The sequence below is a fragment of the Solirubrobacter soli DSM 22325 genome (assembly GCF_000423665.1).
GTDB classification, from domain to species: domain Bacteria; phylum Actinomycetota; class Thermoleophilia; order Solirubrobacterales; family Solirubrobacteraceae; genus Solirubrobacter; species Solirubrobacter soli.
The window spans coordinates 258,576-280,149 of record NZ_KE384069.1 but is presented as its reverse complement, the minus strand read 5'-3'; the positions used below and the strand labels follow the sequence as shown (position 1 = coordinate 280,149).

At 72.4% G+C, this 21,574-nt stretch carries 23 protein-coding genes; 3 read left to right on the top strand and 20 right to left on the bottom strand.

All coding sequences use genetic code 11. From position 1 onward, the window contains the following. Positions 1-2: 2 nt before the first annotated feature. The 4 genes from G569_RS0130865 to G569_RS52990 form a co-directional block, all read right to left on the bottom strand. Positions 3-764, bottom strand: a complete 762-nt coding sequence (locus G569_RS0130865) for a hypothetical protein (RefSeq protein WP_028066277.1) — start codon at positions 762-764, stop codon at positions 3-5. Further along, complete coding sequence (locus G569_RS53000) at positions 761-2,137, bottom strand: putative bifunctional diguanylate cyclase/phosphodiesterase (RefSeq protein WP_053227219.1); 1,377 nt, start codon at positions 2,135-2,137, stop codon at positions 761-763. Before G569_RS53000 ends, G569_RS0130865 begins: the two co-directional genes overlap by 4 nt. Before the next feature lie 62 nt (positions 2,138-2,199). Beyond that, positions 2,200-3,276: an NAD(P)/FAD-dependent oxidoreductase gene (locus tag G569_RS52995; RefSeq protein ID WP_037500676.1), complete on the bottom strand. Its 1,077-nt coding sequence runs from the start codon at positions 3,274-3,276 to the stop codon at positions 2,200-2,202. Further along, a complete protein-coding gene (locus G569_RS52990) occupies positions 3,273-4,124 on the bottom strand; it encodes a phytoene/squalene synthase family protein (protein WP_053227217.1) in 852 nt (283 codons plus the stop codon). Before G569_RS52990 ends, G569_RS52995 begins: the two co-directional genes overlap by 4 nt. 20 nt (positions 4,125-4,144) lie before the next feature. On the opposite strand from G569_RS52990, the gene G569_RS52985 reads away from it, so the two are divergent. The 3 genes from G569_RS52985 to G569_RS0130835 are packed head-to-tail and all read left to right on the top strand — an operon-like array spanning position 4,145 to position 6,928. Next, positions 4,145-5,074, top strand: coding sequence for an ArsA family ATPase (locus G569_RS52985; RefSeq protein ID WP_053227216.1), 930 nt, complete (start codon positions 4,145-4,147; stop codon positions 5,072-5,074). Beyond that, positions 5,071-5,556 carry a PH domain-containing protein gene (locus G569_RS0130840; RefSeq protein WP_028066276.1) on the top strand — a complete coding sequence of 162 codons (486 nt, stop codon included), beginning with the start codon at positions 5,071-5,073 and terminating at the stop codon, positions 5,554-5,556. The genes G569_RS52985 and G569_RS0130840 overlap by 4 nt, the downstream gene beginning before the upstream one ends. Then, positions 5,537-6,928, top strand: a complete 1,392-nt coding sequence (locus G569_RS0130835; RefSeq protein ID WP_028066275.1) for a PH domain-containing protein — start codon at positions 5,537-5,539, stop codon at positions 6,926-6,928. The genes G569_RS0130840 and G569_RS0130835 overlap by 20 nt, the downstream gene beginning before the upstream one ends. 39 nt (positions 6,929-6,967) lie before the next feature. On the opposite strand, the gene G569_RS0130830 is transcribed toward G569_RS0130835, so the two are convergent. From G569_RS0130830 to G569_RS52955, 16 genes are all read right to left on the bottom strand, one after another. Then, positions 6,968-8,443: a MopE-related protein gene (locus tag G569_RS0130830; protein WP_028066274.1), complete on the bottom strand. Its 1,476-nt coding sequence runs from the start codon at positions 8,441-8,443 to the stop codon at positions 6,968-6,970. Positions 8,444-8,524: 81 nt separating this feature from the next. Then, entirely contained in the window at positions 8,525-9,412 is an 888-nt protein-coding gene (era, locus tag G569_RS0130825; RefSeq protein WP_037500340.1) for a GTPase Era, read from the bottom strand. Further along, positions 9,409-9,789: an rRNA maturation RNase YbeY gene (gene ybeY, locus G569_RS0130820; RefSeq protein WP_037500337.1), complete on the bottom strand. Its 381-nt coding sequence runs from the start codon at positions 9,787-9,789 to the stop codon at positions 9,409-9,411. The genes era and ybeY overlap by 4 nt, the downstream gene beginning before the upstream one ends. Positions 9,790-9,957: 168 nt before the next feature. Next, a complete protein-coding gene (locus G569_RS0130815) occupies positions 9,958-10,950 on the bottom strand; it encodes a PhoH family protein (RefSeq protein WP_028066271.1) in 993 nt (330 codons plus the stop codon). Continuing rightward, positions 10,951-11,379: a GatB/YqeY domain-containing protein gene (locus G569_RS0130810; RefSeq protein ID WP_028066270.1), complete on the bottom strand. Its 429-nt coding sequence runs from the start codon at positions 11,377-11,379 to the stop codon at positions 10,951-10,953. 63 nt (positions 11,380-11,442) lie between these two features. Continuing rightward, the gene (locus G569_RS0130805) at positions 11,443-12,150 is read right to left on the bottom strand and encodes a hypothetical protein (RefSeq protein WP_028066269.1); all 708 of its coding nucleotides are present in this window, start codon (positions 12,148-12,150) and stop codon (positions 11,443-11,445) included. Next, positions 12,147-13,445, bottom strand: a complete 1,299-nt coding sequence (locus G569_RS59355) for a vWA domain-containing protein (RefSeq protein ID WP_157592435.1) — start codon at positions 13,443-13,445, stop codon at positions 12,147-12,149. The genes G569_RS0130805 and G569_RS59355 overlap by 4 nt, the downstream gene beginning before the upstream one ends. 9 nt (positions 13,446-13,454) lie before the next feature. Next, on the bottom strand, positions 13,455-13,652 hold the full coding sequence (locus G569_RS52975) for a hypothetical protein (protein WP_037500333.1): 198 nt from the start codon (positions 13,650-13,652) through the stop codon (positions 13,455-13,457). Positions 13,653-13,790: 138 nt separating this feature from the next. Next, entirely contained in the window at positions 13,791-14,078 is a 288-nt protein-coding gene (locus G569_RS52970; protein ID WP_037500330.1) for a hypothetical protein, read from the bottom strand. A 137-nt stretch (positions 14,079-14,215) separates the two neighbouring features. Further along, entirely contained in the window at positions 14,216-14,839 is a 624-nt protein-coding gene (locus tag G569_RS0130785; protein ID WP_211233137.1) for a LuxR C-terminal-related transcriptional regulator, read from the bottom strand. A 14-nt stretch (positions 14,840-14,853) separates the two neighbouring features. Next, a complete protein-coding gene (locus G569_RS66135) occupies positions 14,854-16,122 on the bottom strand; it encodes a sensor histidine kinase (protein WP_053227215.1) in 1,269 nt (422 codons plus the stop codon). Positions 16,123-16,132: 10 nt separating this feature from the next. After that, positions 16,133-17,032: a type II secretion system F family protein gene (locus G569_RS52960; protein ID WP_053227214.1), complete on the bottom strand. Its 900-nt coding sequence runs from the start codon at positions 17,030-17,032 to the stop codon at positions 16,133-16,135. Further along, positions 17,032-17,964 carry a type II secretion system F family protein gene (locus G569_RS0130770; protein WP_028066266.1) on the bottom strand — a complete coding sequence of 311 codons (933 nt, stop codon included), beginning with the start codon at positions 17,962-17,964 and terminating at the stop codon, positions 17,032-17,034. Before G569_RS0130770 ends, G569_RS52960 begins: the two co-directional genes overlap by 1 nt. Positions 17,965-18,031: 67 nt before the next feature. Beyond that, positions 18,032-19,366, bottom strand: coding sequence for a TadA family conjugal transfer-associated ATPase (locus G569_RS0130765; protein WP_028066265.1), 1,335 nt, complete (start codon positions 19,364-19,366; stop codon positions 18,032-18,034). Position 19,367: 1 nt separating this feature from the next. Continuing rightward, positions 19,368-19,712, bottom strand: a complete 345-nt coding sequence (locus G569_RS0130760) for a hypothetical protein (protein WP_037500327.1) — start codon at positions 19,710-19,712, stop codon at positions 19,368-19,370. Beyond that, positions 19,712-21,370: a CpaE/TadZ family protein gene (locus tag G569_RS52955; protein ID WP_053227213.1), complete on the bottom strand. Its 1,659-nt coding sequence runs from the start codon at positions 21,368-21,370 to the stop codon at positions 19,712-19,714. The genes G569_RS0130760 and G569_RS52955 overlap by 1 nt, the downstream gene beginning before the upstream one ends. Between the last annotated feature and the right edge of the window lie 204 nt (positions 21,371-21,574).

Genomic DNA, 21,574 nt, shown 5'->3' with positions numbered 1-21,574 from the left:
GTTTAGGAGTTCGCCTCCGCCCAGGGGGAACGACGACCGAGCGGGGCGGCCCGACCGACCAGCGGGCGCCGGTTCCAGTCGCGCTCGGAGTCCTTGTTGACCCGGTACACGGCCCACATGAAGTAGATCGACGCGGGGACCCCGACGTTGTCGAAGAACACGCCCGCAGGGTTCGAACCGGTCAGGAGGCCGGCGATCAGGTGCGAGAGCGCGCAGGTCCCGAAGACCCCGGCCATCGCCGTGCCCGACAGCGACCAGCCGTCCAGGAGCGGGCGGCGGGCGAGCTGCGTGCGGGCGGTGAAGTAGCCGACGAGGCCGTAGTTGACGAACAGGACGATGTTCGGCGTCAGCGCGCGCAGGTCGACGTGCATCTGGGCGGCGTGGTGAACGGCCTCGTACGACGTCGCCCCCGCGGCACCGACCATCACCCACGGGATCACCGGGAACAGGTGGCTGTTGCGGACGAGGCGGTCGCCGCGACCGCCGAACGCCGCCTCCAGGCGCAGCGAGATGAACACCACCGCGGGGACGGCGCCGAGTGCCAGCGCGGCCGTCATCGGACCGTGGGCGGGCTCGCCTCCGATCAGGTGGCGGTAGGCGTGCACGAGGTGGTGCGGCCCGCAGGTGAACGCCATCACGGCGAACGAGAGGCCGAAGTGCGAGAAGCCGCGGTCGCGGCGGTGCTTGATCAGCTCGACGACCGTGATCACGCCGAGCGCCGTGTACGCGATGCCCGTGGCGAGCGAGAGGATTCCGGCGATCATGCCCGGGCCTCCTTGGCGACGCCGAGCTGGTGCATCATCTCCATCACCAGGCTGCGCTCGCCACGGAAGCCCGTGCGGCGCGGGTGCGCGCCGGTGCCGAGCTCAGCCTGCTCCGGGATCGTGCCGGCGGGCACGGCGGGCGACCACAGCCAGCCCTGGGCGACCGCGCAGCCCAACGCCTGCAGCTGGTGCGCCTGCAGCGGCGTCTCGACGCCTTCGGCGATCACGTGCAGGCCGAGGGCGTGGGCGAGGCTGAGGATCGCGGCGACGACCGCGGAGTCCTCCGCGTCGGTGCCGAGGCCGTCGACGAACGAGCGGTCGACCTTGAGCACCTCGACCGGCAGCGCTTTCAGGCGCGCCAGCGAGGAGTGGCCGGTGCCGAAGTCGTCGATGCCGACGTAGATCCCGAGGTCCTTGAGCGTCTTCAGGCAATCCAGCGAGGCGGTGCCGGCGCCCATCAGCGCGGACTCGGTGAGCTCCAGGCACAGGGTGTCCGGCGCGAGGTCCGCGGTCGCGAGCGCGGAGGCGACGACGCTCGGGAAGTCCGGGTCCTCGAGCTGACGGGTCGAGACGTTGACGGTGACGGTCAGCGGGGTCAGGCCCTGCGCGTGCCAGGCGGCGAGGTCGCGCGTCGCGCGCCCGAGCACCCACGCGCCGAGCGGGCCGATCAGCCCCGTCTCCTCCGCCACCGGGATGAACTCCACCGGGCTCGCCTCGCTCCAGCGGACGAGCGCCTCGACGCCCACCATGCGACCGGTGGCCACGTCCACCTGCGGCTGATAGTGCACCTCGAGCTCGTGTTGCTCGAGCGCGACCCGCAGGCGCTGCTCGATCTCGATCCGCCGCAGCAGCCGGGCGCGGGTCTCGTCGCTGAAGAGCTCGACGCGGTCCTTGCCTGCGCCCTTGGCCTGGTACATCGCCGAGTCGGCGTCACGCAGCAGGGCGTCCGGGTCGGCCTCGCCGGGCGCGGCGACGCGACAGCCGATGCTCACGCGCACGTGGCGGCGCTGGCCGGCGACGTCGAACGGCGCGCTGAGCGCGGCGCGGATGCGGCCGGCGGTCATGGTCGCCTGCGAGGCGTCCTCGAGCCCGGTGCACAGGACGGTGAACTCGTCGCCGCCGAGGCGGGCGACGAGGTCGCTTTCGCGGACGGCGGTCCGCAGTCGCTGGGCGACCTGGATCAGCAGCCGATCGCCGGCCTCGTGGCCGAAGCCGTCGTTGACGACCTTGAAGTCGTCGAGGTCGAGGAACAGCACCGCGACCGCGGTCTGTTCCGCGGCAGCGCTGCGCAGTGCCGCGAGGAACGCGGCTCGATCAGGCAGGCCGGTGAGGGCGTCGTGTCCCGGAACGGCATGGAAGACGAGCGCTGACAAGACTCCCCGAGTGATCGGCATCGGCTGCCGTCATCTGAACGGGGTAGACGATCGTCCGGGAGTTAGTACGTGGGAGGCGCGACGTTGAGGTACCAGTCGAATGCTCGCCGGCATGCGCGTTCGCGGCCCATGACGCGCAGCAGGGCGGTCAGGAGCCGCGGCGGGAGGCGTGGGACCGTGCGCTGCAGCGCCAGCGCGTAGGCGAAGGCGGGTGCGTGTCGGGCCGAGAAGGCGCCGTAGTCGCTCAGGGCTTGGTCCTTCGGCTTTCCCTCCAGCACGTCGCGGATCTCGCGGCCGGCGGCGATGCCGAAATAGAACGCGGTGCGGATGCCCTCGCCCGAGAGCGGGAAGCAGTGTCCGGCGCTGTCGCCGGCGAAGAACACGCCGTCCTCGGCCGCGGGGCGCAGCTTGTGCGGGAACCAGTTGCCCTGGTAGCGGACGGCGTCGCGGTTCAGCCGGTTGGCGATGTCCTTGGTCGGCTCCTTCACGTGGTCGCGCGGCTGGTAGGAGCCGACGCCGACGCGCTGCTCGCCGTCCGCGGGCACCGACCAGGCGTAGCCATGGCGGATCAGGCTGCGGTCGATCCACACGTCGAGGTCTTCCGCACCGCCGTGCGGGTGGACCTCGAGGCCGCGTGAGATCGCCGCCTCGGGCGGCTGGACGTTGGCGCCAGGGCCGAGCACGCGCCGCCATCCCAGCGCGTCGACGATCAGCGGGCTGTTGAGGCTCCCGCGGTCGGTGATGACGGTGTCGCCGTCGCGAGCCTGCACCTTCGCGATCTCGAAGCGGGCGTCGGTCTGCTCGTAGAGGGCGTGGCAGAGCTGCCTGTAGTCGAAGCTCGACCAGCTCCAGGGGAGCCGGAAGCGCGTCGAGCCGTGCGGCGTGTGAAACGTCATGCACGGGATCTCCTGGCGGATCGCGCGCTCCACGCCCATCCGGTGCAGCCACGGGGTCGGGGCCGCGCACGCGCTCGTCGCGCGCTCGCCGATCTCGTAGCGGTCGATCAGCAGCACGTCCGCCCCGCTCCCGGCCAGCTCGCGCGCCACGGCCAGCCCGGCGAAGCTCGCGCCGCAGATGAGGACGTCGGCGCGCTGCGAGATGTCGGTGCGCGCCGCCCCGCGCAACGTCGCGCGCTTCAACGGAGCGCCTCGGCGGCCGCGCCCGGGATGTGCCACACGCGCACGCCCGTCTTCGCGCCCAGCACGTCGAAGTTCGTCGCCTCGACCCGGTCCAGCATGCGCGAGTACAGGGCCGCCGCGAAGCGCACGCCGGGACGCACCGAGGTGGGCGCCGCGGCGATCGCCGGGCGGGCGCCGGCGAACAGGGCGCGTGCGCGCTCGACCTCGTGGGCGACCAGCGCGCGCACCGCCGGGCTCGCGGTGTCCGCGCTCAGGTCCTTCTCGCTCACGCCGAAGCGCTCCCGGTCCTCGGCGGGCAGGTAGACACGGTCCAGGCGCCGGTCCTCGCGGACGTCGCGGATGAAGTTCGCCAGCTGGAACGCGTGGCCGAGGCGGCCGAGGTCGGCGGTGTGGCGGGCGGGGACGCCGAGCAGCGCGGCCATGATCCGCCCGACCGAGCCGGCCGAGCCGTCCATGTACGCCACGAGCTCCTCCCACGAGGCGATCCGCACGGGCGCGCAGTCGATGCGCATCGAGGACATGTATGGGCGCAGCTCGCCGAGCGGGAGCCGGTGGCGGGCGGCGGCGTCGGTCAGCGCCCGCACGATCGGCTGGCAGGACGCGTCCCCCGCTTCCAGCTCCGCCTCCCACGCGTCCAACGCGGCGCGGCGGCCGTCGGGCGTGGCGGGTCGGCGCGGCCCGTCGACGATCTGGTCGGCGGTCCGGACGTAGCCGTACAACGCGTGTGTGGCGGGACGGAGCTCGGCGGGAAGGCGGCGCGTGGCGAAGTAGTACGTGGGATCGTGGCGGCGTTGCATCCGCCGCGACGTCTCGTACCCCTCACGCAGCGCCGGGTCCATGAAGCGCATTCTGTCCTAGGGTGACCGTGATGGACGCACTCCTGCGCGACCGCTCCGTTCTGTATGTGACCGGCAAGGGTGGCGTCGGCAAGACGACGGTGGCCGCGGCGCTCGGGTTGGCGGCGGCGCGGACCGGCCGCCGGACGATCGTCTGCGAGGTCGCCGAGCAGGACCGGATGTCGCGCGCGTTCGCCCGCCACGGCGTGCGCGCCGAGCAGGAGGTCGAGCTGGCGAAGGACCTGTGGGCGATCACGATCGACCCGCAGAAGGCGCTCGAGGAGTGGCTGGGCAAGCAACTCGGAGGCGGGCCTGCGGGCCGGATCCTCGGGCACTCGCACGCGTTCCAGTACTTCGTCGCCGCCGCACCTGGCGCGAAGGAGCTGATCACGATCGCGAAGGTGTGGGAGCTCGCGCAGGTCCAGCGCTGGGACCGCCACAACCGCGCGTACGACCTCGTGGTCGTCGATGCGCCGGCGTCCGGCCACGGGATCGGGATGCTGACCACGCCGCGCACGTTCGGCGAGATCGCGCGGGTCGGGCCGATCCGCCGGCAGGCGACCAAGGTGTCAGAAATGCTCACGGACCCGGCGCGTACGGGGTATGTCGCGGTCGCGCTGCCGGAGGAGATGCCCGTCAACGAGACGATCGAGCTCGAGCGGCGGCTGCGCGACGCGGTCGGGCTCGGGTTCGACGCGGTCGTGATGAACGCGATGTGGCCGGAGCGCTTCTCGTCGCACGACGTCACCAAGCTGCGCGCGGTCGCTCGCGACGGACATGACCCGTCATCGCTCGGGGCGGTGCACGCGGCGCTGGCGTCGCATGAGCGGGTGAAGGCGCAGCGCGTGCACATGCGGCGGCTCAAGGAGGCCACCGAGGCGCCGATCACGCCGCTGCCGTTCGTCTTCGAGTCCGACCTCGAGCTCGCCCACTACGAGCGCTTGGCCGCGGAGCTGGTGTGAGCGCCCAACCCGCGCGTCGTCTGTCCGAGACCGCGGTCGGGGTCTGGCGGCTGCAGCTGCTGATCGGCTGGCTCGGGCTGACGATCGCCGGGATCGTCGTGGCGGCGCAGGTCGACGTGCTCGGCCCGCTGTGGTGGATCGTGCCGCTCGTCGGGGGCGCGATCGTCACGTGGGGGATCCCCAAGCTGCGCTACGCGCGCTGGCGCTGGGACATCAACGACGAGGGGATCGACATCCAGCACGGCACGCTGGCGCTCGTGCGCACGCTCGTGCCGTGGATCCGGGTCCAGCACGTCGACACGCAGCGCGGGCTCTTCGAGCAGGCGTTCGGGCTCTCGACCGTCGTCGTCCACACGGCGGCCGGCAGCCACACGATCCCGATGCTCCCGGCCGCCGAGGCGGACGAGCTGCGCGCGCGGATCGCCGGGTTGGCGCGTACCGAGGAGGAGGAAGAGGAGGCCGTTGAGCCCGCCGACGCCTGAGGAGCGGAGCCTGCACCCGTCGGCGATCGTGATCTTCTCGACCGACGCGTTCAAGAACCTGGCGGTCCCGCTGCTCGTCCTGCTCGGGGTGACGCTGTTCGGTGGCTCGCTGGACGTCGACGCGCTCCGGCGGGCGGCGATCTACGGCATCGCGGGCCTGATCTACGCAGCCGTGGTGGGCTCGATCCGCTACCGGTCGACCAGCTACTTCATCGGGCCGGAGGCGATCCACTACGTCAGCGGAATGCTGTCGAAGAAGGTCACCGACATCCGGCTGGACCGGATCCAGGCGATCGACGTCCACCAGGGCGTGCTGCAGCGGGCGTTCGGGGTGTTCTCGGTCGACGTCCAGACGGGGGCGGGCAAGAAGGGCGGGGAGATCTCGTTGCCGGCGCTGACGCCGGGCGCGGTCGAAGAGCTGCGCGCCGCGCGGCCCGGCGTGACGCCGCGGGTCGACGCGCCACCGGGCCCGTCCCGGCGCCTGGAGGGTCGCGACCTCGCGTTCGCGGCGCTCACCGCGGGGCAGCTGGGGATCGTCGTCCCCGTCCTGGCGGCCGCCTTCCAGGTCGTGCAGCAGCTCTTCGACGAGCGGCAGGGCGAGGAGGCGGTGCGGGCGCTGCCGCACTCGACGATGGTGATCGTGCTCGCGATCGCCGGTCTGATCGTGCTGGCGTGGATGCTCTCGATCGCGGGCGCGGTCCTCGCGTTCGGGGGCTTCACGGTGACCCGCGACGGCGACCGGCTGCGGATCCGGCGCGGAGTGGTCCAGCGCAGCGAGGCGACCGTGCCGGTGGGGCGGGTGCGGGCGGTGCGGGTGGTCGAAGGGATCTTCCGGCGCCCGTTCGGCCTCGCCGCGCTGACCGTCGAGGTCACGGGCTACGCCGACGAGGCCGCCGCCGCGCGGACGCTGTTCCCGCTCGTGCGCGTGCGCGACGTGCGGGCGTTCCTCGAGGAGTTCCTGCCCGAGCTGGCCGACGACCCGCACGGCCTGACCCCTCCCCCGCGGCGCGCCGCACGCCGCTACCTGATGCTGCCGCTGCTGGCGGGCGTGGTCGTGACGGTCGCCGCGTGGTTCTTGGTCGGGCCTCCCGCGCTGGTCGCTCTGGTGCTCGCGGGCGCGTACGCCCACGCCCGCTGGCGCGCCGCGGCCTGGCGGCTCGCGGACGGCCGGCTGGCGGTCCGCTCGATGCGCCTCGCCCGCACCACGATCCTCGCTCCCGCCCGCTACCGCGAGTCCCACACCCTCGCCCAGAACCTCTTCCAACGCCGCGCCGACCTCGCCGACCTCGAGGTCGCCTTCGGCAAGCAGACCACCGCCCGCATCCGCCACCTCGAAGCCGCCGACGCCCGCGCGGCCTGGACCGCGCTGTAGATAAACCCCACATAAGGGGTCTGACCCTTTATGTGGGCTTTAGAAGTCGCGGCGCGACGGGGTGCGGTTGGCGCGGACGGTGTAGCGGGCGCCGATCGTGGAGTTGGCGCGGGTGATGCGGACCTCGAAGCGGGCGCCGACCTTGGGCTTGGCCTTGCCGAGGGGCTTGGGGATGCGCAGCTTGTGCGCGTCCTTGGCGATCGTGCGGGGCTTGAGGGACTTCGGGCAGCCCTTGCCGGAGCACTTGAGGGTGAGCGTGGAGCCGGCGCGGGCGTTGCGGACGATGACCTCGTCGAAGAGCGTGTAGGTCTTCGCGTAGCGATAGGTCACGAGGATCACGGAGTCCAGCGACGGCGTCGCGGTCGGGGTGGGCGTGATGGCCGGCGCGACCGTGGCGATCGGGGTCGGCTGCGGCGTGGCGGTCGCGGTCGCGGTGGCGGTCGCCGTAGCGGTGGCCGTGGCGGTCGGCGTCGCGGTCACGGTCACCGTCGGGGTGGCGGTGGGCGTCGGCTCGACCTTGGGCTCGTCGGCGCCCGAGCAGTCCTCGTCGATGCCGTTGCCCGGGATGTCGTGCGCGCCCGGGTGGATGGCCGCGTTGGCGTCGTTGCAGTCGACGTTGGCCGGCGATCCGTCGCCGTCGGCGTCCGCGTAGGTGACCGTCTCGCAGGCGATGACGATGTCCTGCGGGTCGGCGGCGACCGCGTCGTTGCCGTCGCCGCAGTCGATCGTGTCCGCGGCGCCGTCGCGGGCGGCGATCGTGTCGTCGCCGCCCTCGCCGAAGATCGAGTCCGAGCCGCCCTTGCCGTCGAGCTTGTCGCCCCCACCGCCGCCGCGCAGGACGTTCGCCGCCGCGCTGCCGGTGAGTTCGTCCGCGAACGTTCCACCGGTGGCGTTCTCGACGTCGGAGCGCACGTTGGCGACGTTCGAGCCCGGGATGCCGTCGTTGGCGAAGTCGTCGAGCGAGACCGTCCACGCGCCGCCCGCGACCAGGAACGTGTCCGTGCCGGCGCCGCCGTTGACGACGTCCGCCCCCGCCCCGCCGCGGATCGTGTCATTGCCGTCGCCGCCGTTGAAGACGTCGGCCATCGACCCGCTCGCCTCGAGGTAGTCGTCGTCGGCCCCGCCGTTGAGGTTCGCGACCGTGTTGTCCATCGCGACCAGCGTGTCGTTGCCCGCGTCGCCGTTGATCGTCCCGCCGTGCCCGGGCGTGATCTTCGTGACCTTGTCGTTGCCGTCGCCGAGCGAGAAGTTGATCGTCCCGCTGATGTCGCACCGGACCTGCGCGTTGGTCTGCAGCTGCGAGCAGAACGAGCCGGCGACGACCGGCGCCGCCGCGGCGTTGTCGCGCGTCACCCGCCAGTCGCCGTTCGCGATCTCGACGAGCACCTGGTTGGCCTCCCCGGCGAGCGGGGTGACGCTCAGCGTCGTGCCGGGGACGGAGTAGGTCGCCGCGCCGGCGGGCGCGGCGATCGCGAAGAGCGCGAAGGCGGAGAGGGCGAGGGAGCGGCGGAGCATGGTCGCGCCATCGTCGCCCGCCCCGCCCCCGGCGAAATCAGGGAAACCCCTAGGCCACCAACATAAAGGGGTCAGGCCCCTTTAGGTGATGCCGAGCCGGTCCAGCAGGGCGTCGTCGGCGCGCCACGAGCGGCGCACGCGCACGGACAGGTCCAGGTGGACGTGTTCGGCGAGCTCGCGCTCGATCTCCTTGCGGGCGGCGGTGCCGATCGCCTTGATCATGCGGCCGTGGTGGCCGATCAGGATGCCCTTCTGGGACTCGGTCTCCACCCACATCGTCGCGCGGACGACGGTGTGGGTCTCGGTCTGCTCGATCTCCTCGATCTGGACCTCGACGGCGTGCGGGACCTCCTGGCGGGTGCGCAGCAGGACCTGCTCGCGCACCAGCTCGGCCAGCATCACGTCCTCGGGCTGGTCGGAGACGTCCTCGGGCGGGAAGTAGAACGGGCCCTCGGGCAGCAGGCCGCTCAGATAGTCCAGCAGCGGCGGGACGCCCTTCCCCGTGCGTGCGGAGATCGGGAAGACCTCGGCCTCCGGGAGGCCCAGCTCGGACGCGACCGACAGCGCCTTCACGGTCCGGGCGTGGTTGAGGCGGTCGACCTTGTTGACCGCGATCACGATCGGGATGCGGGCGCTCGTGAGCGCCTCCGCGATGAAGCGGTCGCCGGCGCCGCCCACGCCCTGGTCGCCGTTGACCACGAACAGCGCGGCGTCGGCTTCGGAGAGCTCCTGCTCCACCCGCTTCTGCATGCGCGACGTCAGCGCGTCGCGCGGCCGCTGCACGCCCGGCAGGTCCGTGAGCACGAGCTGGAACGCGTCCGGCACCGTGATCACCCCGCGGATCGCCCGCCGGGTCGTCTGCGGCTTGTCGGAGACGATCGCGACCTTGTGCCCGACCATGGCGTTGACCAACGTCGACTTGCCGACGTTCGGCCGGCCCGCGAGCGCGACGAACCCGCTCCGCGTCATCGCAGCCACCCCATGATCTCGGCCTGCAAAGCGAGCATCTCGCCCTCGTCGACCTCGTGATCCATCCCGGTCAGATGCAGTACGCCGTGCACGACCGCCTCGACCAGATCCGACGTGTACTCGGGGCATATGAAGACGTCCCCCAATTCGCGCTCGCCGAGAGGATCCACCTCATCCTCGTCAACCGGAAAAGAGAGCACGTCGGTCGGACCGATCTTTCCCCGCCACACCTCGTTGAGCTCCGCGATGCGCTCCGCGTTGACGAACTCGATCGCGACATGGCCTTCCTCGATCCCGGCGGAGGCGGCCGCGTAGCCGACCGCCTCTTCGACGCGCTCCCGAGAGAGCGCGCCGCCGATCACTTCGATATCGAGCAACCTAGTGACCGTTTCCGAAATCACGACGGGTTCTGGCGGGCCCCGCCCGCCTCTGCCGGGCCCCGGCAGGCAGACACGTACCACCAGTATGCGACCGCCTGCCGGTCACCGGCAGAGACGACCGGGGATCTGGCCAGCGATCCGCCGTGATTTCGATCACGATCACTCTTAGGCCGTTCTGCGGCGGTGATCCGCCTGGGCCGGGCGCAGGTTGCTCGCCTGCCCGGCGTCATGCTGGTCATACGCTTCCACGATCCGCTGGACGAGCTTGTGACGCACGACGTCGTCGCCGCCGAAGCGCACGAACTCGACCCCTTCGATGTCCTTGAGGATGTCGCCGACCACGAGCAGGCCGGACTTCTGGTCGCGCGGGAGGTCGACCTGGGTGATGTCGCCCGTCACGACCATCCTGGAGCCGAACCCGAGCCGGGTCAGGAACATCTTCATCTGCTCGGGCGTGGTGTTCTGGGCCTCGTCGAGGATCACGAACGAGTCGTTCAAAGTGCGCCCGCGCATGAACGCCAGCGGCGCGACCTCGATCACGCCCTTCTCCAGGTGCGTGGCCACGCGCTCGGGGTCCATCATGTCGTTCAGCGCGTCGAACAGCGGCCGCAGGTACGGGTCGACCTTCGCCATCAGGTCGCCCGGCAGGAAGCCCAGCCGCTCGCCCGCCTCGACCGCCGGCCGCGTCAGGATGATCCGGTTGACCTCGCGCCGCGACAACGCGGCGGTCGCCATCGCCATCGCCAGGAACGTCTTGCCGGTACCGGCCGGGCCGATGCCGAACGTCACCGTCGAGCGGCGGATCGCGTCCACGTAGCGCTTCTGGTTGACCGACTTCGGGGCGACCCGCAGGTTGCGGTGGCGCCACACGACGTCCTCGAGCACCTGCGACGGCGACTCCGCGGACTCGAGCACCCGCGCGACCGACTCGATCGTCGCCGGGCCGATGTCATGCCCGCGCTCGACGAGCGCCGAGAGCTCGCGGATCACCGTCGCGCCGGCCTGCACGGCCTCCGCGTCGCCATCGAGGGTGACGATGTTGCCTCTCAAGAAGACTTCGCAATCCAGATGCTCCTCGAGCGTGCGCAACGCCGCGTCGCGCGACCCGGCGAGCTCCGCCGCCACCTCGTTGGATACCTCCAGCTGCCTTCTTGCCATCTAGTTGAGCGCTTCCTTCACCTTGGTCGAGACCCGCTTCCCGTCGGCGCGACCGCCGGCGGCCTCCATCACCTGCTTGATCACCCGGCCCATGTCGCGTGGCGAGGACGCCCCCGTCTCCGCCACCGCGGCCGCCACCAGCCCGTCGAGTTCCTCGTCGGACAGCTCGGCCGGCAGGTACTCCTCGATCGTCGCCGCCTCATAGGCCTCGGCGGCGGCCTGCTCGGCACGCCCGCCCGCCCGGAAGGCCTCCTCGGCCTCGCGGCGCTTCTTGCGTTCGCGCCGCAGGACCGCCAGCTCGTCGCCGGAGCCCTCCTTCGCGTCCTTCTGCAACTCGGAGAGCACCAGCCGCAACGCCGCGACACGTTCGCGCTCCCCCGCCTTCATGGCGGCGGTCACGTCCGCTCTGATGCGTTCGGCGATCTGCAACTACATCCAGTGTACGGCGGCCACCGGCGCACCCACTGGACTTATGGAGGAATTCGAACCCTGTCAGCGACGGCGGCGGGCGATGCCGGCGAAGACGCCGAGCAGGATGCCGCCCACCCCGGCGACGGCCGCCACGGCCGCTGGAGGTCCGGCCGACGCCTCGGCGCGCTTGGCGGGCGTCGCGGTAGCGGTCGGCGTGGGTGTCGGCGTCGGTGTCGGCGTCGCGTTCGGCGCGGCCTCACCCACCACCTCCGCGCGGAACGTGAGCGGGATCTCCGCGCGCACCGGATCGGTCGTCCCCGCCCCCACGACCGCGTGCAGCGCGAGGTAGTAGACGCCGGCGCCACGCCAGGCCCCGCTCGCGCTGTCGTCCTGCTCGGCCGAGACGTCGTCGCTGGAGACCGAGAGCGTCTCGTTGGGCCCGGTGCCGTCGAACCCGATGGCGTCGTCGCGGTTGGCGAACACGTCGGTCTCGGTCCGCGTCGGCGTGTGGATGTTGCCCGCCAGCCAGATCACGCCCATCGAACGCACGGACTCGGGCGGGATGTCCGGGAGCGTGACGGTCACGTCCAGGCGCTGCCCGGCAGCCAAGCGGAAGCCGTAGTAGAGGTACTCGGTGGGCAGGATCGTGTCGCGGTAGGTGCCGGGCTCGAGCACGGGCGCGCTGTTGAACGACCCGCCGCCGACGACGGGCGTCCCCGTGTCCTGCGCGCGCGCGGCGGGCGCGAGCCACGCCGACAGGACGAGCGCGAGTGCGAGCGCACGCCTCATGCCGCCGCCTTGCGCGTGAGCACGGAGGCCGCGGCGAAGCCCACGACGAGCCCGCCCACCAGCACGCCGATCACGACCAGCCAGTTGCCGAGCGCGCTGTCGTCGTCCGCCGCCTCCGGCGCGGGCGAAGCCTTCGGACGCGCGGTGGCCGTCGGCGTCGCCAGCGCTCCCGGCGCGCGCACCATCCCGACGCTCGCGCCCGGTTTGAGCAGCTGCACCGCGATCTCGACCGGCACGTCGACCCCGAGTCCCGCGTTGGTGCCGTGCTCGAGGTTGACCGTGAAGAAGTACTTCCCCGGCGGGTCCTGCTGGGTCATGCGCACGCTGTGCGTGACCGTCGTTCCCGCCTGGGTGTCCTGCAGCGCGCCGCGGATGATCCCGGACTCGAGCGGGTTCGCGTGATCCGCGCCCGGCTTGAGCAGGCCGAGCACGAAGCCGCCGGCGCCGGAGGACCCCTGCGGCGGGATCGCGGTGGCCGACACGACGAGCCGCCGCCCCGCGGGCACGTCGACCGAGAACCAGCGATCGCCCTCGGTCGCGGGCAGCGCGTCGAGGAACAGGCCCTCGCCGAGCGCCGCGGCCTGCTCACGTGAAGGGCCACCGGCGACCTTGGTCCCGGTCGGCTCATAGGACCGGTAGGCGCGCGAGAGCAGCGCGGCGAGCTCGTCGCCGAGCTTGTCCGCGTCGCCCACGTCGACGTAGGAGCCACCGCCCGCGTCGGCGATGCATCGCAGCTGCTGGCGCACACGGTCGTTGACCTGGAAGCCCACGACCGAGATCGACATCTCGACGCCCCGCCGCGCGACCTCCTCGGCCGCCTTGCACGGGTCGGGCGGCGCGCAGTTGTCTCCGCCGTCGGTGACCAGGACGACGCTGCGCCGGCCCTCGGCGCTGCCGAGATCGTCGGGGACGGCCAGCAGCGAGCTGCCGATCGGCGTCCGGCCCTTTCCCTGGAGCGCGTTGACGGTCGAGCGCAGCGCGTCCTTGTCGAGCGGGCCGACCGGCACCGTCAGCTCGGTGTCCTTGCACCCCTCGGCGCGCGAGACCTCGCTGACCTTGGAGCCGTAGACGCGCAGGCCGAGCGGAGCGCCCTCCGGCAGCCGGTCGACGAGGGCATCGACGGCCTTCTTGGCCGCGTCCAGCCGCGTCCCGCCGTTGCCCGCGTCCTCGTTCATCGACTTCGACGCGTCGAGCACGATCAGCGCGCGGTTGCGGGTGTCCGAGGTCTGGGCGCGAGCCACGCCCGCACCGAGCAGCCAGGCCGCCAGGACAACCACTGCGAGGCGACCGAGCACGCCTGCAGGCTACTTGCCGCCGGAGATGTCGCGCACCAGCTCGGAGAGCTTGTCCCCGATCTCCTGCCCGGGACCGGTCGCGACGAGCGTGGCGATGATCGCCGCCACGACGAGCAGCACGCCCAGGTACTCGGCCCCGGTCTGAGCCGTGTGGGCAGCCGCCCAGGAGCGCACTCTGAACCAGAGCTCGAGGATGTGCCGGGGCACGCGACCAAGCTATGTGCGCGCGGCGCGGCGCACCAGGGCCGCGGGACTCATTCGGGCCTGGGCCAAAGGTCCCAAGCGCGCGTAGGACCCCCGTGGTCAGCGGGGGTCCTACGGTGCTGCTGGAGGAGAGCCGGTGGGTTACGGCTTCGTGGGCGGCGTCGTGCCGGCCTTCGGGTCGGTGCCCGTGCTGATGTTGTTGACCAGCCCGCTGATGCCGTCGGCGATCGTCTGCGGCACCTTCAGCAGCACGATCGCGGCGATGATCATCGCGACCAGGAACAGGACGCCCATGTACTCGGCGGCCGTCTGGCCGGTCGGGTCCTTGGCACGCTCGGCGAGGACGCGGCCGGCGCGGCGGACACCAAAGTACATGGTGATCGTGGCCTCGCGGCCGGCGTCCCGTGTGGAGGTGATGATGTTGGACATGTGGGTTGGCCCCCTGGCAAATCGGTTGACGAACGCTGGGGTCAATCTACGTTCGGCCAAGGGGTCCGACGAGAGGCCCGGGACTCAACTTCGACCCGGGCCAGAGGTCCCAATCTCGCGTGGGACCCCCGGGACTTTCAGCGGTCGCGAACGCCGAGCCACAAGGCGATCGCCTCGGCTCGGGAGTGGACGCCGATCTTCTCGTAGATCCGCGACAGGTGGTTCTTCACCGTCTTGTTGGTGATGAACAGCTCCTCGGCGATCGCGGCGTTGGACATGCCGCGCGCGAGCAGATTCAGGACCTCTCGTTCGCGCGAGGTGAGCGAGCCCATCCCGAGCTCCTCGGACTCGTTCTCGGTCCCGGGCGCGCGTCGCAGGGCCTCGAAGACCGCGGGCGTGACCGCGGGCGAGAGCACCATCTCCCCCGCCGCGACCGCCTTGATCCGGGCCTCCAGGTCGTCGGGCTCGAAGCGGCCGTGGACGAGATAGCCGGCGGCGCCGTTGCGGATCGCCCCGGTGACGAGCTGCTCGTCCTCGGAGTAGGAGAGCATCAGGACCTTGGCCTTCTCCGACAGCGGGCCGGCCGCGGCGACGCCGTCCATCACCGGCATCCGCACGTCCAGGCACACGACGTCGGGGCTGACCTCGCGGGCGATCTCGATCGCCTGCTTGCCGTCCCCGGCCTCGCCGACGACCTCGATGCCCTGGGCATCGGCCAGCAACGAGGCGATGCCCCGCCGCACGATTGCGTTGTCGTCCACGAGTAGTACGCGGATCACTGCCAAGTGAACCCCTCCACAGCGCCTTCGGGCACCGTAGCGGAAGTCCCGGCGGCGGGCGGCGGCTCAGGCCCTTCGGGCTGACGGGGCGGCGCGCCCGCGGGCACCCAGACCGAGATCACCGTGCCGTCGTCGGGCTCGGACTCGACGCTCAGATCGCCGCCCGCGAGCTTGGCCCGCTCGCGCATCCCGCGCAGCCCGAACGAGCCGCCGGGGAGCTCGTCGAGGTCGTCCGGGACCTCGAAGCCGACGCCGTCGTCGGCGATCGTCAGCACCACCCGCGCGCCCAGTCGCCGCAGGTGCACGTCGACCCGCGACGCGTGCGCGTAGCGCTCGACGTTGGCCAGCGCCTCTTTCAAGATCCACCGCAGCTCGCGCAGGGCCAGCGACGGCAGCGGGCCGACGTCGTCGAGCGACCCGCCCACGCGGGTCCCGGTGCGCTCACCCCACCGCGCCGCCTCGGAGCGGATCGCGGTCGGGAGCGGCAGCTCGGCGTCGTCACGGCCGCGGAGCCCGCTGAGCAGCTCGCGTGCCTCCTGCGCCGCCGTGCGCGCGTCGTCGGCCAGCTTGCGGGCGTCCTCGACCGCGCCGGGCGGGTCGACCTGGATGCGGCGCGAGAGCGCCAGCGCCGCGAAGCCGATGCCGTGGACGGTCTTGGCCAGCGAGTCGTGCATGTCGCGCGCGAGCCGCTCGCGCTCGGCCTGGGCGGCCATCGTGCGCTCCTGCTCGGCCAGCGTCGCCTCGGCCTCCGCCTGGCGGTCCAGCAGCCGCCGGGCGCCCGCGCCCGCCACGGCCACGATCGGGTACAGCGACGGCAGCACGACGATCGTGCGGAAGTCGACCGCGGTGCCGTCGATCGGGGCGCGGATGTGGACCGCGTACGCGTACCCGACGATCAGCATCACCGAGAACAGGCCAGCGCCCGGGTAGCCGTACACGAGCCCGCCCAGCAGCGCGGTGCCGAGCGTGAAGAAGAAGAACGGGCTGTCGACCCCCGTGAGGACGAGGATCAGCGCGGCCAGCACGAGCTCGCCCGCGAGGTAGGACGGGTGGCGGACGAGGGCCGGCCCCACCCGGTCCCAGCGCACGACCGGCACGATCGACGCGACACTCGCGACGAGCAGCGCGGCGACGACCAGCCCGCGATGCTCCTCACCGCCGAGCGAGACCAGCGTGATCAGCAGGATGCCCGCGCGGACGTTGAGGATCAGCCGGCAGGCGTTCGCGAGCCAGCCACCGGCGCCGTCGGCGCCGCGTCCCTCCAACCGCGTGGGGCTACCCACCAAAGAGGTTGACCCCCTGGCCGCTGACCGAGAAGTAGATGGAGAGCAGGATCAGGATCATCGAACCCGGGACGATCAGGGTCGTCACCAGAAGGCTGACACGCGGGCTGGCCCGCTGCGCCTCCCGCCGGGCGTTCTGCGCCGCCATCCGGCGCATGTCGTCGGCGATGTCGTGCAGGGCCTCCGACAGCGGCACGCCGAGCTCCTCGGCCTGCAACTGGGCGGAGACGAACGACTTCAGGCTGTCGGAGTCGTTGCGTTCGCGCAGCGCCAGGAACGCGTCGCGCCGGTCGACGCCCAGCTCGATCTGCCGCAGCGCCGTCAGCATCTCCTCGCCCACCGGGCCGCCGAGCGCCTCGGCGACGCGGCGCAGCGCGTACCGGTAGCCGAGCCCGGCGCGCACGCTGACGGCGAGGATGTCGAGGAAGTCCGGGAGCGTGCGCTCGATCGCCTCCTGGCGCAGCCGGCCCGTGCGCGAGAGCCAGATGTCGGGCGAGAACCAGCCGAAGATCCCGCCGAACACGATGAAGACCGGACCCGCGCCGAGCAGGAGCATGAACCCGCCCGCGCCGCCGCCGAGCAGGATCGCGAGCGCCGCCTTGCGGCCGATGAACTGCTGGACGGTCATCCCGGCCGGCCGGCCCGCGATGTCGAGCTTGTGCTCGAGCGACGACCGCCGCGAGGCGCGCAGGCTCGGCGCAAGGCGCGGCCCGAGCCGCCCCGCCAGGCCCTCCACGAGCCGTGTGAGCATCCCGCTGCGCTCCGGCGTCTCGACCGTCCCGCCGATCCGGCCGCCGAGCCGCTCGACCGGGCCCGCGTCGCGCAGCATCGGGATCGCCGCCAGGGCGAGCGCGGCGAAGACGACCACGAGCGCGCCGAAGAGCACCGGCATCAGACGTCGATCCTCGTCGTCCGGCGGATCAGCGTGAACGCGACCGTCCACAGCACTGCCGTCACCGCCAGCCCCGCGATGCCGATCGCCGAGCTCGTCATCGCCTTCGTCACGCCCGGCGACATCACGTTCAAGAGCAGGATCGTGCCGCCGCCGATCGCGGCGACGACGTAGGACGTGAAGACCACGCCCGAGAGCAGCGTCGTGACCTCGCGGCGCAGGTCCTTGCGCGCCTCGAGCGTCGCCGCCAACTCGCCGAGCGCGCGCACGGTGTCGCCGCCCGCGCGCTGCTGGATCACGATCGTCGTCAGCAGCACCGACACCTCACGCGAGGGCAGCCGCTGCCGCAGCCCTTCGAGCGCGTTCTCGATCGACTGCCCGAGCCGCAGCTCCTCGACGACCCGCTTGAGCTCCGCCGCGCCCGGATCGGCGAGCTCGCGGGACGCCATCGCCACCGCCTGCGGCATCGAGAGCCCGGCCTGGGCGCCGTTGGCCAGCATCCGGCCGATCTCCGGGAGCTGCTCGATGAACGCCTCGCTGCGGCGCGCGCGGCGCCGGCCGATCAGCGCGCGCGTGACCAGGATCGTGCCGCCCACGGCGACCACGAACGCCAGCCAGCCCGCGAACAGCAGCAGCAGGACGGCCCAGCTGACGAGCGCCGCGCCGGTGACGAGCCCGATCAGCTCGACCGGGCTGAGCGCCACGCCCGCCCCGGCGAGCCAGGCGGCGAGCCGCCGCCCCGTGGCCGTACGGCGGAAGCGGACGTCGAGCGTGCGGATCAGGCTGCGCCCCGTCCCCTCGCCCATCCCCGCCTGGCCGCGCGCGGCGAGCTCGGCGCTGCGGCTCGTCCCGGCCAACAGCTGCCACAGGCCGACCAATCCGACGGCCCCGGAGGCCGCCAGCACCACGAGTGCCCAGCCGGCGGAGCTCATCGGGCACCCTCGCCGCAATGGGACGCCTGAAACCCGCGGTCGGGCCCTCTGTGACCGCTGGCCAGGCTCAATCCCCCGCCGATCGTTCGATCGCGACCGCGTCGCCCGCCTCGGCGAACGCGCGCGGGACCTCCACCCCGGCCAGCATCAGCCGCCGCAGGATCGGAGCCGGGAGCTGCCGGTGCGCATGGCGCCCGCGCACCCGCCGGTCGGCGCCGACGGGGTCGGTGAGGAACTCCAGGACGGACGCCAGCCGGAACGTCTCACGCCGGTTGGAGGCAACCACCGCCACCTCGCTCACGCGGCGGCCGCCGTCGGCGAAGCGGTCGACCTGCACGATCACGTCGATCGCCGAGTTGATCTGGTCGCGCAGCGCCTCGAACGGGATGTTGAGCTCGCTCATCGAGGCCAAGGTCGCCAGGCGGTGGATGGCGTCGTCGCAGGAGTTGGAGTGCAGCGTCACGAGCGAGCCCTCGTGGCCGGTGTTGAGCGCCTGCAGCATGTCGACGGTCTCGGGCCCGCGGACCTCGCCGACGATGATCCGGTCCGGCCGCATCCGGAGCGAGTTGCGGACGAGGTCGCGGATCGTGATCTCGCCCTTGCCCTCGACGTTGGCCGGGCGCGCCTCGAGCGTGACGACGTGCGGCTGCTGGAGGCGCAGCTCGGCGTTGTCCTCGACGGTGATGATGCGCTCGCCGTCGGGCACCGCCGCCGAGAGCGCGTTGAGCATCGTGGTCTTGCCCGCGCCGGTGCCGCCGGAGATGACGATGTTCAGCCGCGCGCGCACGAACGCCCGCAGCAGGTCGGCGCTCTGGCCGTCCAGCGAGCCGATCTCGACCAGCTCGTCGAGCGTGAACAGCCGCGGGAAGCGGCGGATCGTCATCGTCGGCCCGCGCAGCGCGAGCGGCGGGATGATCACGTTGACGCGCTCGCCGGTAGGCAGGCGCGCGTCGACCATCGGGCTGGACTCGTCGACGCGCCGGTTGACGGTCGACACGATCCGGTCGATCGTCTGGAACAGCTGCGCCTCGTCGGAGAACGCGATGTCGGCGCGCTCGATCCGGCCGTTGCGCTCGACGTAGATCTCGTCGGTGCCGTTGACCATGATCTCGGTCACGGTGTCGTCGGCCAGCAGCGGCTCGAGGACGCCGAGCCCGACGGCCTCGTCGACGACCCGGCGGATCAGCCGCGAGCGCTCGGCGGTCGAGAGCACCGGGCCCTCGCGCGAGACCATGCGCCCGACCACCCGCTCCAGCCGCGCGCGACGCTGCTCGTCGGAGAGGACCGCGATCTCCGAGAGGTCGATCTCCTCCAGCAGCCGCCGGCGGTAGTACCCGACGCCGTCGGCAGAGCCGTCCTCCCCGCGCGCCCGGTCGGCGACGATGCGATCGCGCAGGCCCATGTCAGCTCGGGAGGGTCGCGCTGCGCTCGACGCGCAGACGGTCGTCGCCCAGCCCGGGGAACACGATCGGGACGCGGACGCTCACGGTGGCGGTGTCCCCCGAGACGACGACCTTCATGCCCTTGCGCAGGCTGGCCGAGACGGCCCAGTGGGCGGCCTTGTCGGCGTTGCCGTCGCGCGCCTCGACCCGGCTGGCGGTGCGAGCGGCGTTCGCGGCCTGGTCGACCGCCCACGCCGCGAGCAGCAGCTGCCAGACGGCGAGGCCGACCAGCAGCAGCCACCACATCATCCCGAGCAGCTCGGTCGAGGCCTGGCCCCGTTGCTCTGTGAGCAGGCGGCGCAGCATCAGTTCCAGTTCCCGCCCTCGCCGCGATCGTTGGAGTGCGGCGTCGTCTCCTGGCGGTCGGTCAGGGCCCCGTCCTCGAGCACGGTGTCGGCGGTCGAGCCGACCGTCAGCGGCGTGTGTACGCCGGGGATGATCAGCGGGACCCGCAGGCGGACGGAGACCGTCACGTCGCCGCGCAGGCGGATGTCGGCGCGCTTGCGCCACGCCTTCGGGATGTCCTCGCGGGCGACCCGGCGATAGGCGGGCTCGTCGCCGCTCTTGCGGCGCTCCTGCCAGCGCTCGTCGGCTCGCTGGCCGGTGGAGATCACCGCGAGCTGGCGCGCGCCCTCGCGGGCGGCGTGGCCGGCGGCGATGTAGGTGTAGCCGGTCAGCGCCATCTGCCAGAGCCCGAGGATCACGGCGATCAGCACCGGGAACAGGCCCATCACCTCGGCGGTGGACTGGCCGCGCTCGCCGCCCAGCCGGGCGAGGAGGCTGCGCGACTCGTGCTCGCGGCCCTCGTCGGCCTGCGGGACGATGCCCAGCTCGGTCGCGAGGCTCTCGAACGCGCCACGCAGCTTGTTGTCCTCCATGCGGCTCGGCGAGCCGGTGTTGACGGCGGCCTCGAGCGCGTTGAAGTCGGCGGGGATCGTGGTCGCGGCCATCGTCTCGCCGACCACTTTGCGGGCGAGGTCGGGTTGGATCTCGCGCCGCCGGCTGGTCCGGTTGAGCACGATCCGGACGTCCTCGTCCTCGCGCACGCCGAGGCGCTTCCAGAGCTCGCGCATCCGGCGCACGCCGCGCAGCGCGACGACGTCCGGCGTCGTGACGACCAGGACCTGGCCGGCGAGCTCGGCGGCGATCGCGGTCGCCTCGGTGGCCACGGCGCCGATGTCGACGACCGTCAGCGCGTGGCGCGCCTTGACGGCCGAGAGCACGTTGCGGGCGACGGTCGCGTCGACGTCCTCGGCCTTCTCGCCCTCCTCGGGCGCCAGCAGCAGCCGGAAGCCGTCCTTGTGCGTATAGAGCGTCTCCTGCAGGTGGCGGACGGAGATCTCGTTGGAGACGACCACGAGGTCGACGACGCTGCGCCGGTGCGGGGTGTCCAGGAGCGAGCGGAAGTCGCCCTTCTGGAGGTCGAAGTCGACCAGGCAGACGGGCCGGCCGGGCGCCATCCGCGCGGCCGCCATGCCGAGGTGCAGCGCGACCGTGGTCGTCCCCACCCCACCCTTCGCGCCGGCGACGACGACGAGCTGGCCGCCGAGCGAGGCCCCGGCGGACTCCTCGCCCGTGACGCGGTCGCGCATCGTCCGCGACCACTGCGCGGCGGAGCGCACGCTGGACTCGAAGGACTCCAGTGCGAGCGGCAGCGCGACGACGTCGCGCATCCCGGCCTGCATGGCGGCGCGCAGCAGGCCCGGCGAGTCCTCGACGGCGAGCAGGATCAGGCCGACCTCGGGGTACTGCGCGGCGAGGTCGCGGGCGAGGTCGAGCACGGGGACGGCGCCGAGCGCGTCGTGCAGGAGCACGACATCGACGTCGAGCCGGCGCAGCGCGCGGTGCAGCTCGTCGGGCTCGATGACGATGTCGGCGACCTCGAACTCCGCCTCGCGGGCCTGCGCGGCGGCGCGGCGCGCGGTCTCGTCGTCGGCGACGGCGATCAGCAGGCGGGCGCTCATCGGAGCGTCTCCCCCGCCTCGGGACGCCCGAAATCGAGAGCATGGTGCCGCGACACCCGCTGGCCGGGCTCGTCGTCGGCGACGGCGATCAGCAGGCGGGCGCTCATCGGAGCGTCTCCCCCGCCTCGGGACGCCCGAAATCGAGAGCATGGTGCCGCGACACCCGCCGGCCGGGCTCGTCGTCGGCGACGGCGATCAGCAGGC